This is a genomic window from Desulfopila inferna, from assembly GCF_016919005.1.
GTDB classification, from domain to species: Bacteria; Desulfobacterota; Desulfobulbia; order Desulfobulbales; family Desulfocapsaceae; genus Desulfopila_A; species Desulfopila_A inferna.
In genome coordinates this window covers 179,468-191,473 of record NZ_JAFFQE010000002.1, presented here as the reverse complement: position 1 = coordinate 191,473, position 12,006 = coordinate 179,468, and the positions used below count along the sequence as shown (strand labels likewise).

Genomic DNA, 12,006 nt, shown 5'->3' with positions numbered 1-12,006 from the left:
ATTGGTACCGGAATACACCCCTGGATGGGTTTCTCTGAAAAAGTATTCTCTGATTTCGCGGCAGTTGCTGTTGAAGGCGCTCTGAAAGATGCGAACATCGAATGGAAAAAAATTCAGGCAATTATGGCCGGGATTTTTATTTATGGCGGCAACGCCGGTCACCTTTCCGGTCAATATCTGGAGTCCATTTTTGGCGAAACCGGTGTCCCGGTGGTAAACGTATACAACGCTTGCGCTACCGGATCGGCCGCTATTAGAATGGCGTACAACAGTGTAGCTGCCGGCGAGACTGATACTGCCCTGGCCTTTGGTGCAGACGTATCGCCGAAAGGTTTTCTGACCGCCAAATCAGACAACGCTGTTCAGGACAGAGACGTGATCAGATGGAAAATGGGTGGCCTGCCTAACCCGATTTATTGGGCGCTGGAGTGCAGAAAAAGGATGGAGAAATACGGCACCACCGAAGAGGATCTGGCGCTGGTGAAGGTCCTGATGAGTGAGTATGGTGCAAAGAATCCAGACGCTCGGTTTAAAAAACCTTACACCATGGAAGAGGTACTGAACTCCGTCTATGTTTGTGATCCTCTAAGGCTATATGAGATTTGCCCGGTGAGTACCGGTGCTGCTGCGGTTATTGTTACAGCCGACAAGGAATTGATCAGTAAAGCGGACAAAGCGGTGAAGATTAACGCCACCACCATGGGAAGCTCCATCTACGGTGACCCGACCATCAGAATATCAGCGCTCTCCTGCCCGGCAGTTGCTGAAGCCCCAATGCTCAGTGAAAGCTACTCGGCTTCCCGGCAGGCGTATGAAAAATCCGGTATTGGCCCCGATGATATCGATGTGCTGGAACTGCCCGATAACAGCTCCTGGCATTACCTGGTGTACCTGGAGACATGCGGGTTCTGTAAAGAGGGCGAAGCGGATAAGATGCTGCGAGACGGTATGACTAAAATCGGTGCAAAACTGGCCGTAAACCCAAGCGGTGGCTTTTCTTCACATGGAGAGGCGCTTTCTGCTCAAGCTCTCTGGCAGGTCATCGAATGCGCGAATCAACTAAGAGGAAGAGGCGGTGCCCGTCAGGTTGAGGGCGCAAAAGTTGCTATGGCGCAGACTTACGGTTTGATGGGTAACAGCGGTACTACAATCCTGACTTTATAGATTGTTCGCAGGTCGGCAGGTCCATTCTCGAAGGATTCGAGAATGGACCTGTCAAGGTAATGGAACAAATTCACTTTCCAGATGACCTTGATGATTCCTGATCATCAAGCCCGAAATGATGAGACTGAGATATTTCAGGGCTGGCCTACCAGGTCTCTTCCGCCTTTTCCCGGCCGTACAGTCGGCCGTTCCGGGTCTGCAGGAATTTTTCCAGTGGAATTTCCTCCTGTTTGAGAAAGCCCCGGTCAGGCAGAGCGCCGCTGTTGACCATCTCCACCACCGCGCAGACCGAGGCGGCCGTTGTCCAGGAAATGGCGCGCCGCATTCTGCCGCGGATGATCATGGGATAATAGGCGTTGACGAATTCATCACGCAGCAGCTGCCCGTCTTTCCAGCCTTCGCAGGAGGCATGGACGAAAACGACATCATCGCTGACGGCCGGTTTGGCATTGGTGAGGATCTTGCCGGCCAATTCTCTGTTTTCCCTCATCAGCAGTTCATGAAAGAAAAAATTCATCTGCCGTACATGACCGGGGTAGCGAATGCTTTTATAGTCCAGATTCTCGACCTTGTTGAGGAAGGTTTCACACATGGTCCCAAGGCCGCCTGAGGTGGTGAAGGATTCGAGCTGGATGCCGTTTATTACCAGGGTCTCGATCCATTCCATGGGAGAGACCCATTTATGCTCGCCGTTTTCAATAACTTCACAGTCATTGAGATACTCGTTGACCACCCCTTCGGGCGACCAGTTGAAGGCGTAACCCAGCAAGCCGGTGGGATGTTGCGGCAGGGCGCCGACGCGCAGCTTGATAGCCCTGATCTTATCGAATCGGGCCGCCAGCGACGACCCGACAATGCCGATAAAGCCCGGAGCTAAACCGCATTGCGGCGCCAGGATAGTGGCAGCCCCTTTGCTCATCTCGATGATGGCCCTGGTGGTGGGAACATCTTCAGTCAAATCAAAGTAGTGAATGCCCTTTGAGCAGGCGATAGTCGCGATTTCCAGGTTATAGCTGTACGGCAGGCAGGAGAGCACGGCGTCGAATCCTTCAAGGTGCCGGGCCAGCGCTTCGCTGTCCTTCACGTCTATGGTTATCGTCGGATAGGATATGTCGGACGGGATGTGCAGGTCGCCGCCGCTAACCTGGAAATCGGTTTCCAGGAGAAGTTCGGCAACAAGATGACCGACCTTGCCAAGGCCAAGAACCAAAATTGACTGGATTCCATTGTTCATACAGTGCCCTCCGTTAATTTTAAATGTTATACATAGTGTAACATATCTCTGTGCTTTTAATTATGCAAGAAAAATGAAAACGGAAAGAGACATCCGCTGAAAGCTTTCTCTTTTCGCTTTGCCCACCCCCATAATGACAACTATTCCGGGCACACTATACTCCTCAGGAGGGTCGTTATGGGTAAAATGCTGAAGTCCAGCATGGGCCATGATGACCAGTCTGGCACCTTTGCTCATGCTCCTCGAAAACAGCTTTCAGGCGCACTTTCTTATTCCGATGGCCGTCAGCCTGGCCTTTGGCCTACTTTTCGCGAGTTTCGTACTGCTGTTTCTTCTGCCTATCATCATAGGAATTGTCTCAGATCTGCGGTGGTTGCCGTCAACGATCGGGAGAAAAAGATAAGGCGGTACAAAAATTTCAAGAGGTAATCACCATCCGCTTATTCCGCATCGGGAAGCCGGTTTCGATATGGAGGGGGAAATGACGGGTAAGATCTGGCAAAAGCCCTTAAAATACGATAGCATGAAAAAAACGTATTAGTGACAGCGGAGGACGCCGTCATTTCACAGGCAATTTTAAAAAACAGGAGACAGAGATGAAGCTCAGATATTTTTCACACTCCTCATTTCAGATCACTACGGATGCTGGCCAGGTTATTCTCATCGATCCTTTTCTCGATGACAATCCGACATCTCCGGTCAAATCAGATGAAGTTTCAGCTGATTTTATAGTGCTGACCCATGCTCATGGTGATCATATCGGTGATGCGTTCAAGATTGCCAAAAGAACCAACCCGTTATTTATCTGCGTCAATGAGCTGGCAAATTATTGTATCGATAAAGGCTTCCAGGCCCATAATATGCATATTGGCGGGTCCCACAAATTTGATTTCGGCACTTTGAAGTTCACCATTGCCCATCATGGCTCAATGACGCCGGACAACACCTATGGTGGAGAACCGGCAGGTGTTATTCTAGGCATTGAAGGCAAAAACATCTATCATACCGGGGATACCGGCCTGTTCTACGATATGAAGCTGATAGGAGAGATGACGCCGCTTGACTATATGCTGCTGCCCATCGGCGATAATTTTACCATGGGGATAAAGGATGCGGTCAAGGCGGTGGAACTGGCTGATCCAAAAATCGCCATTCCCATGCATTACAACACCTTTCCCGTCATTGAGGCGGACCCGCAGGAATTTAAACGACATGTGGAAGCTTGCGGGAAGAAAGCGGTTGTGCTGGAATTTGGTGAAGAGGTTATTGTTTAGTGCTTTACTCCCCAAAAACCACCACTAAGAGTAAAAAAACGAAAAACATCTTCAAACTCGTGAATTTGCCTGTACCGCCAAAGCACTTATCCAGCTCCGCTGGGTTCGTGCATCACCCTCAATAAGCAGGCATTAAAAAATAAAAAAAACGAAAGATACATTAAAATTTGTGAATCCGCCTCTACAGCCAAAGCACCTACACCCCTCAAAGGGGTAATGAAAAGTGTCCAACTCAGCTGTATCAGGAAAATAATTCCGTAAAATCAGAAATTTCCACCTTGCTGGCGGTTACGAAGTGCCGATGGTAATTGTTTAATCATGGACGTAGAGTTCATCCACTTCATCCCAGGCATCGGCATCGTCTTTTCGCAGGAGGATCAGCTTTTCATAATAAAAAAGAAGAACCTTGATGAACTGCAAACGAAGATCTTCGCACTTGGCGGTATTCCCAGGCGCAAGGGCACAGGCCTCTTCTTCCGGCATTTTGAGAATTCTGTCCACCTCGTCCAGCATTCCTTGCTTGTCCAGTCGCAAGAACTTTTCGTTCGGGGTAATAACGGAAGGCGCGTAGTTGAGATTTTCAAGACGAGCAGCGGTTTGCTCTATAACCTCCGGGGGGAAATCATCTCGTAATTGCTTAATTATTTCTTTGAGTTCTTTGACTTGATCCGGAAATGATTTTTCTTGTACCATGTCTCTTCCTTTAAGGATGTCCTACCCTTTGCTAAGTATTGCTCTTTAGGTCGCTTTCCTCTGTTAACATACTATATGTCGGAAATTAAAAGTTTCAAAAAGGCGAAGGCATATCGACCATTTCAATTGATTTATGGTATATGTTTATGGTCTTGTACAATTTCGAGAATGTACGATCCGGTTCGATAAAGCTAACCCAGCTGAGCTGGGCTTTTTACAGTACCCCTTTAAGGGTATAAGAACCTTTAGACAGATTATTTTCTTGCAAAAAAAACAAAAATAAATCTGTAATGTACTAATTTTCATAAATGAATACAGATGACTGAAAGATATAGTGCAAAATATAAGGTAACCATCGGCGATATAAATTACGGCGGCCACCTGGGGAATGACAAAGCTTTGGTAATTTTTCATGATGCCCGGATCGATTTCCTGCAATCTCTCGGATACTCTGAGAAGGATATCGGCGATCAGCGAGGAATTATCATGGTAGAAAGCGGGGTGAAATATCACCGTGAGGTTTTTCTTCACGATGAATTGCTGGTGTTGATCGGAGTGAGCGAACTGAAGGGAAAAAAATTCACCTTTGAGTATTCAGTACGCCGAGGCGCGGACGAAGAGTTGGTTATAGGTGGATTCACGGTTTTTTTGGCGTTTGATTATACGACGAGAAAAGTTGCTGCGGTGCCGGAGGGTTTCAGGGCTAAGTTGGGTCCTTTTGTTTTTAGTGTCCCCTTTGGGGATAGTTAAAACCCCTCGCCTTAAGGCGAAGTTAAGTTTAACAAAATGGTCGAAGACCAAAAATTTAAGAAAAAACCAATTTGCGAAGCAAACTAATTTGTCTTAAGTCGGCTTTAGCCGAATAACGAACACATCGACTTGTAGTCGATGGTCGTTCAGTTAGAGCTCCTGACTCTGGGATTATCCAGCGGAGCTGGACTTCTTACGGTACTTTTTTTTGAGGGGTGTAAGTGGCTTGAAGGATGAAGCACTAACCCAGCGGAGCTGGATAAGTGCCTTGGCGGTAGAGGGAGATTCACGGATCTAAATGTAGTTTTCGTTTCCTTCTCTTGGTGGCAGTTTTGGGGGGTAAGGCACTAATAAAGCAAACGATGGCGAAATTGTTTGGGCGAGTGGGAAGCGATGGAGGCGATCAGGAATGCCGCTGTCACGGTAGGTGCCGCCGGAAATACGGCATGGTAGGCTAGTCCCAGCAGAACAAGCTTGATAAAGGTGCTTATTCCGGAAAGTTCCCGGTAAATCTGCCTGTGGCGCATCCATTCCGTAAGCAGCAGGACAATGCCGCTGCAGAAGGTGAGAAAGGCATAGAAAGCCGGAGGATAAGGGATCGCTTCGAGAAGATAGGATGCCAAAAAGACGGCGGCTCCGATTTGATGGAGAGCACGAATAAGGATAGAGAACTGCAGTATCCAGTAAGGGCGATAACCTATTCTGCCCTGTCCTTTTTCTCCTTGTTGCTGATTTTTCTTCTCGATCATTGCTCTCCGTATCCGTTTTACCTGGAACCTGTTTCTGCTGTACCATGATAACGCGTCCCCTCTCTCTGTAAAGCATCATATTTAAGTTGTCTAGACATTTCCCGGGCACGTCTGCCCCTTCAGGGAGTAGATCTTCCTGCCTTTCATCCAAAAGGGAACCTTTTTTCTTTTATTTTCACTGGGCTGACATCTGATCGGAGATTCCGAGTATCCATCCCGGCAACTTCGATGTCTTTTTACGAGATCGTCTTGATTGACAGGATGAAAAAATGATATCACTTAAAAGAGCATCACGATTTTCGCTTCCTTTAACTCCATAACAATACGAGGGACAATATGAGTCCATATTATAACGATCCGGATCCCCAGGAAACCCAGGACTGGCTGGATTCACTGGAGGGTGTGATCAGACACGAGGGCAAAGAGAAAGCTGATTTTCTCCTGCAGGAGCTCACCGACAGGGCACGGTCCCGGGGAGTAGTCACCTCGCCGGGTATCCTTTCTCCTTACTGCAATACCATCCCGCCGGAGGAAGGAGAGAAGTTTCCCGATGATTCTACAGTAGCCAGGAACGTTGCAGCCTATGTCCGCTGGAATGCCATGGCCATGGTGGCCAAGGCCAATAAAAACGGGAAAAGCCTGGGCGGCCATATTGCAACATATACCTCTGTTTCGGCAATGTATGAAGTCGGTTTCAATTGGTTTTTCAGGGGACCGGATTCCAAATACGGTGCCGATCTCATTTATTTCCAGGGCCATAGCTCCCCCGGGGTGTATGCACGCGCCTATGTCGAAGGACGGCTGGATGACAAGCAGCTGGAGCATTTTCGTCGGGAGGTTGACGGACATGGTCTGTCTTCATACCCTCACCCTTATCTTATGCCCAACTTCTGGCAGTATCCTACGGTTTCGATGGGGCTGGGACCCATGGCCGCAATATATCAGGCCAGATTCATGCGCTATATGGACAATCGCGGCCTGAAGGAGGCTGGAGACAGAAAAGTCTGGCTGTTCATGGGTGACGGCGAGGCTGACGAGCCCGAATCCCTCGGCGCCCTGACCGTGGCTTCCCGGGATAAGCTCGATAACCTTATCTTTGTGGTAAACTGCAATCTGCAGCGTCTCGACGGTCCGGTTCGCGGCAACAGCAGTATAATACAGGAACTGGAGGGGAGATTTCGCGGCGCCGACTGGAATGTCATCAAACTTATCTGGGGATCGGAATGGGATAAAATTCTGGAGCGGGATAAGGAGGGGCTGCTGCTCAAAAAACTCGGGTCGATGGTTGACGGGGAATACCAGACAATTCGAGCTAAAGGTCCTGAATACCTGCGCCAAAAAGTTTTCAGTGACGATCCCAGGCTGCTGGCCATGGTCGAGGATATCAGCGATGCGGAGTTGTGGCAGCTGAACAGGGGGGGCCATGACCCCAGGAAAGTATATTCCGCCTTCAGCGCCGCAGCAAAATTTAAAGGCAAGCCCACGGTTATTCTGGTCAAGACCATTAAAGGGTATGGCATGGGGCAATCCGGCGAATCGGTAATGGTCGCCCATAATGTCAAGAAGATGGATCTTGAGGCGCTGAAGGCTTTTCGCGACCGCTTCCATGTTCCTCTTGAAGACGACAAGCTGGAAGAACTGCCGTTTATCCGGCCTGAAAAAGGCAGTGAAGAGCAGCGTTTTCTCCAAAAACGCCGCGAGGCTCTCGGGGGAGATGTTCCCTATCGTGAAACCCGGAAAATTCCACTTGACGCACCTGACGAGAAGGTGTTCGCCCCGCTTCTGAAATCCTCAAAAGACCGGGAACTCTCGACCACCATGGCGTTTGTCCGTCTGTTGACCAAGCTGGTCAAGGACAAGAATGTCGGCCCCAATGTCGTACCCATTATTCCGGATGAGGCACGCACCTTCGGCATGGAAGGGCTTTTCCGGCAGCTTGGTATTTATGCGCCCAGCGGACAGCTCTATGAACCTCAGGATTCGGAGACCGTGGCCTGGTATCGGGAAGACCCTAAAGGACAGATATTCGAGGAAGGTATTACCGAAGCCGGTTCCATTTCCACCTGGACGGCTGCGGGAACATCGCATGCCAATTACGGAATACCGATGATCCCCTTTTATACCTTCTACTCAATGTTTGGATTTCAGCGGGTGGGTGACCAGATATGGGCAGCAGCCGATGCAGGCACGCGGGGGTTTCTGATGGGAGCCACCTCCGGGCGGACAACCCTCAACGGCGAAGGGCTGCAGCATCAGGACGGTCATGGACTGCTCTACGCCTCGGCCGTGCCCACCTGTCAGGCTTATGATCCGACCTTTGCCTACGAGCTTGCGGTTATTGTCCGCAAGGGGATGGAGCGCATGTTCGTCGATTGTGAAGATGTTTTTTATTATATCACCCTGCTCAATGAAAACTACCATCATCCGGACATGCCTGAAGGGGTTGAGGAAAACATCCACAGAGGAATGTATCTCTTTCGCCGGGGAGGAGAAGGCGATCTACGGGTCCAGTTGATGGGCAGCGGCGCCATCTTTCGTGAAGTAATCGCGGCAGCGGATCTGCTGGCCGAGGATTTTGAGGTGGAATCCGATATCTGGTCGATACTCGGCGTCAATCAGCTCCATCGCCAGGCCATGCTTGTCGAAGACTGGAACAGGAAACATCCACAGGAGGAAAAAAAATCCTGCTATATCGAAGAGATGATGGATGGTTCTCAGGGTCCGGCAATTGCCTGCACCGATTATGTCCGTGCCTACGTGGAGCAGATTCGCAGGTGCATTCCCGCCCCGCTCACTGTCCTGGGGACCGATGGGTTCGGGCGTAGTGATACCATTCCGAAACTACGCGACTTTTTCGGCGTTGATAAATACCATGTAGTGGTTGCGGCGCTACAGGCCCTTGCCGATCAGGAAAAGATCCCCACTTCCACCGTAGGGAAGGCTATGGAAAAATATGGGCTCGATCCTGAAACCGCTCATTCAATCAGTAGATAATTTTACCCAGCTGAGCTGGATAGAAATGTTGTTTTCCAGCAAAAAAGAAGGCAGATTAGGAATTCAATCAAGGAGAAAAAAGGATGGCCACAGAAAAGGTCACTATTCCCGATTTTGGAGATGTGCAGGAGATTACCGTCGTCGATGTCTATGTCTCGCCGGGAGACAAGGTCGAGGTGGAAGATCCCTTAATCGCTCTGGAGAGTGAAAAGGCGGTCATGGACATCCCTTCGACGGCTGCCGGAATTGTCAAAGAGGTTTATCTGAAAGAGGAAGACGAGGTCGGCAGCGGTGATGCCATCGTCTTGCTTGAAACCTCCGAGGAAGAATCCTCCGAGGAAGAATCCGCCGGGGAAGAATCCGCCGGGAAAGAGGAGAAGCCGCGGCAGCAGAAGGAAGAGACTGAAAAAGAGGTTCAGCCGCAAAAGGCGGAAAAAAAAGAAACGGCCGGAGAAAAAACTGAAAAACACCAAAAGCCCGACGAGCAGGAACAACAGCCTGAGGAGGCTGAACCGGGAGAATATCATGCGACGCCTTCGGTGCGGGCCTATGCCCGGGAGCAGGATGTTGAGCTTGCCAATTTGACGGGAACAGGACCCAAGGGGCGGATTTTAAAAGAAGATGTTGATAAATTTCAAAAAGGTGGTAGGAAGAAGGCAACAGCGGAGATACCTTCCGACACTTTCCAGCCCAAGCCGCTAGAGGATTTCAGTAAATATGGCGAGACCGAAGAGATTGCCCTGGGGAGGATCAAGAAGATTTCCGGTCCACAGCTTCTCCGGAGCTGGGTCACCATCCCGCATGTCACCCATTTTGATGAGGCCGACGTCACAGACCTGGAGGCCTTTCGTCAAAGGATGAATGCCGAGTCCGAAGAGGAAGGTATGCGCTACAGTGCTCTGGTCTTCATTATCAAGGCAGTGGTTGCAACGCTGAAAGCATTTCCCGCCGTCAACAGCTCATTGGTTCCCGGGGGCGCTTCACTCATATATAAATATTTTTATAATATCGGCATAGCTGTCGACACTCCCGATGGCCTCATGGTTCCGGTGATCAGAAATGCGGAGAAAAAGGGGATCAGGGAGATCGCCGCAGAGTTGAAAAAATTGAGTGGAGCCGCCAGAGAGGGCAAACTCGGCATTCCCGATATGCAGGGCGCTTCCTTCACCATCTCCAGCCTCGGCGGCATCGGAGGAACCGGTTTTGCCCCGATTGTGAATGCCCCGCAGGTCGCCATCCTGGGACTTTCCAGGAATTACAAGAAACCGGTATGGCATGAAGAGCAGCAGGTTTTCAGGCCACGGCTTACCCTGCCGTTTTCCCTTTCTTATGACCATCGGGTCATCGATGGAGCGGAGGCGGCCAGGTTCTGCCGGGCTTTGAGCCGCAGTATTGAAGATCTCAGGCGAGCATTATGATAGGTAACTGTTCAGCAACACACCATCCGGAGTCTACGCTTACCTGTCCATGATCAGGCCGTCCAGCATACACAATGTATAGCTAACCGCCCTGCTTATGGACATATGGCGCACCCGGAGCCTACGCTTACCTCTGAACAGTTACAGGCAGGAGGTTGGCCAAATAACAGGAGGTTGGCCAGACAATAAGATCAATCGACCAAGATATTGTTACTTTCAAAATAGAGACCGGGCCTGCCCGGTTAGTACGCTGAATAGTTACCGATGGAGGAGGAGAAGTGAGCGAGAGCAAAAAATTTGATCTGGTTGTCCTCGGCGGAGGCCCGGGCGGCTACACTGCTGCATTCCGTGGTGCCGATCTCGGCTTGAGCGTTTGTCTGATTGAGAAGGGCAATCGTCTTGGCGGCGTCTGCCTCAATGTCGGCTGTATACCCTCGAAAACATTGCTTCATGGGGCACTGGTCATCGAAGAGGCGCAGGAGGCTGCCGATTTTGGTATCACCTTTAACAAGCCGGAAATTGATCTTGAGGCCATGCGTGCCAAAAAAGAATCCGTGATAAAAAAACTCACCGACGGCCTTGACGGTCTTGTCAAGGCCAGAAAAATCACCCGCATCACCGGCAACGGAGTTTTTCAGGACCAGGAATCACTCAAGGTCACGACTGCAGAAGGGGATTCGGTAATTGGTTTTAAAAATGCTATAATCGCAACCGGCTCACGGCCCTTCGCCCTGCCTGGACAGCCGGAGGATTCCCGCATCTGGGACTCAAGTGATGCTCTGCGCCTGGACTTTATTCCGGGACGGCTCCTTATTATAGGCGGCGGTGTCATCGGCTTGGAGATGGCCCAGGTATATAGTGCCCTGGGGTCTGAAATCACCATAGTGGAGATGCTCGACCAGTTGATTCCGCCAGCGGATAAGGACATGGTGCAGCCGCTTTTCCAGAAGCTGAAAAAAATCTATACCATCATGACCAATGCCAAAGTTACAAAAATCACGGCCGAGGAGAACGCGGTAAAGGTTGTTATTGAGCATAAAGAGAAGGAAGAAACCAGCGAATATGATGCCGTTCTTATTGCTGTCGGCCGCAAGCCCAACAGCGAAGAGATAGGTCTGGATAAGCTTGGCATCACGACGTCTTCGCGTGGCTATATCGAGGTGGATGAGCAACAGAGAACTTCTGCCGCCACCGTTTTTGCAATCGGCGATGTTGTGGGTGACCCTATGCTTGCCCATAAGGCAACCCATCAGGGTAAGGTTGCAGCCGAGGTGTGTGCCGGCCATAATTCTGCCTTTTCCGCACTCGCCATTCCGGCAGTGGCATATACCAATCCGGAAGTGGCCTGGATGGGATTCACTGAGAAAGAGGCAAAAGAGAAAGGCATTGAGTATGATAAAGGAAAATTCTCCTGGGGAGCGAGTGGCCGTGCCCTGTCATCGGGCGCCGCCATAGGTGCGAGCAAGGTGCTTTTCTCAAAGGAGACGGGGCGAATAATCGGTGCCGCCATCTGTGGGCTCAACGGCGGCGAACTCATTCATGAAGCTGTTGTGGCCCTGGAACTTGGAGCCGACGCCGAGGATATCAGCAAGACTATTCATGCTCACCCGACTTTGTCGGAAACCTTCGCGTTTGCCTGTGAAATGGTGGATGGTTCGATAACAGACGCTTTGCCGCCGAAAAAGAAGAAATAACGGTAACTATTCAGAGGTAAGCTGTTGGTTCTCAGC

10 protein-coding genes are annotated in these 12,006 nt (G+C 50.3%); 6 read left to right on the top strand and 4 right to left on the bottom strand.

Annotated features, from left to right (window positions below; genetic code table 11):
• Window positions 1-24: 24 nt before the first annotated feature.
• On the top strand, window positions 25-1,164 hold the full coding sequence (locus tag JWG88_RS04900; RefSeq protein WP_205232596.1) for a thiolase C-terminal domain-containing protein: 1,140 nt from the start codon (window positions 25-27) through the stop codon (window positions 1,162-1,164).
• Window positions 1,165-1,309: 145 nt separating this feature from the next.
• Here JWG88_RS04900 and JWG88_RS04895 read toward each other — a convergent pair whose 3' ends face one another.
• A complete protein-coding gene (locus JWG88_RS04895; protein ID WP_205232595.1) occupies window positions 1,310-2,398 on the bottom strand; it encodes a saccharopine dehydrogenase C-terminal domain-containing protein in 1,089 nt (362 codons plus the stop codon).
• Window positions 2,399-2,458: 60 nt separating this feature from the next.
• Window positions 2,459-2,635, bottom strand: a complete 177-nt coding sequence (locus JWG88_RS04890) for a hypothetical protein (protein WP_205232594.1) — start codon at window positions 2,633-2,635, stop codon at window positions 2,459-2,461.
• A 359-nt stretch (window positions 2,636-2,994) separates the two neighbouring features.
• On the opposite strand from JWG88_RS04890, the gene JWG88_RS04885 reads away from it, so the two are divergent.
• The gene (locus JWG88_RS04885) at window positions 2,995-3,672 is read left to right on the top strand and encodes a metal-dependent hydrolase (protein WP_205232593.1); all 678 of its coding nucleotides are present in this window, start codon (window positions 2,995-2,997) and stop codon (window positions 3,670-3,672) included.
• 312 nt (window positions 3,673-3,984) lie between these two features.
• Here JWG88_RS04885 and JWG88_RS04880 read toward each other — a convergent pair whose 3' ends face one another.
• Window positions 3,985-4,365: a hypothetical protein gene (locus JWG88_RS04880; protein WP_205232592.1), complete on the bottom strand. Its 381-nt coding sequence runs from the start codon at window positions 4,363-4,365 to the stop codon at window positions 3,985-3,987.
• 318 nt (window positions 4,366-4,683) lie between these two features.
• Here JWG88_RS04880 and JWG88_RS04875 point away from each other — a divergent pair, with 318 nt between their 5' ends.
• Complete coding sequence (locus JWG88_RS04875) at window positions 4,684-5,115, top strand: acyl-CoA thioesterase (RefSeq protein WP_205232591.1); 432 nt, start codon at window positions 4,684-4,686, stop codon at window positions 5,113-5,115.
• Between the two features lie 347 nt (window positions 5,116-5,462).
• Here the strand turns inward: JWG88_RS04875 and JWG88_RS04870 are convergent, their stop codons facing one another.
• A complete protein-coding gene (locus JWG88_RS04870) occupies window positions 5,463-5,864 on the bottom strand; it encodes a hypothetical protein (protein WP_205232590.1) in 402 nt (133 codons plus the stop codon).
• A gap of 336 nt (window positions 5,865-6,200) precedes the next feature.
• Here JWG88_RS04870 and aceE point away from each other — a divergent pair, with 336 nt between their 5' ends.
• From aceE to lpdA, 3 genes are all read left to right on the top strand, one after another.
• On the top strand, window positions 6,201-8,858 hold the full coding sequence (aceE, locus tag JWG88_RS04865; protein WP_205232589.1) for a pyruvate dehydrogenase (acetyl-transferring), homodimeric type: 2,658 nt from the start codon (window positions 6,201-6,203) through the stop codon (window positions 8,856-8,858).
• A gap of 83 nt (window positions 8,859-8,941) precedes the next feature.
• Entirely contained in the window at window positions 8,942-10,276 is a 1,335-nt protein-coding gene (locus JWG88_RS04860) for a 2-oxo acid dehydrogenase subunit E2 (protein ID WP_205232588.1), read from the top strand.
• 278 nt (window positions 10,277-10,554) lie between these two features.
• Window positions 10,555-11,970: a dihydrolipoyl dehydrogenase gene (gene lpdA / locus JWG88_RS04855; RefSeq protein ID WP_205232587.1), complete on the top strand. Its 1,416-nt coding sequence runs from the start codon at window positions 10,555-10,557 to the stop codon at window positions 11,968-11,970.
• Window positions 11,971-12,006 lie beyond the last annotated feature (36 nt).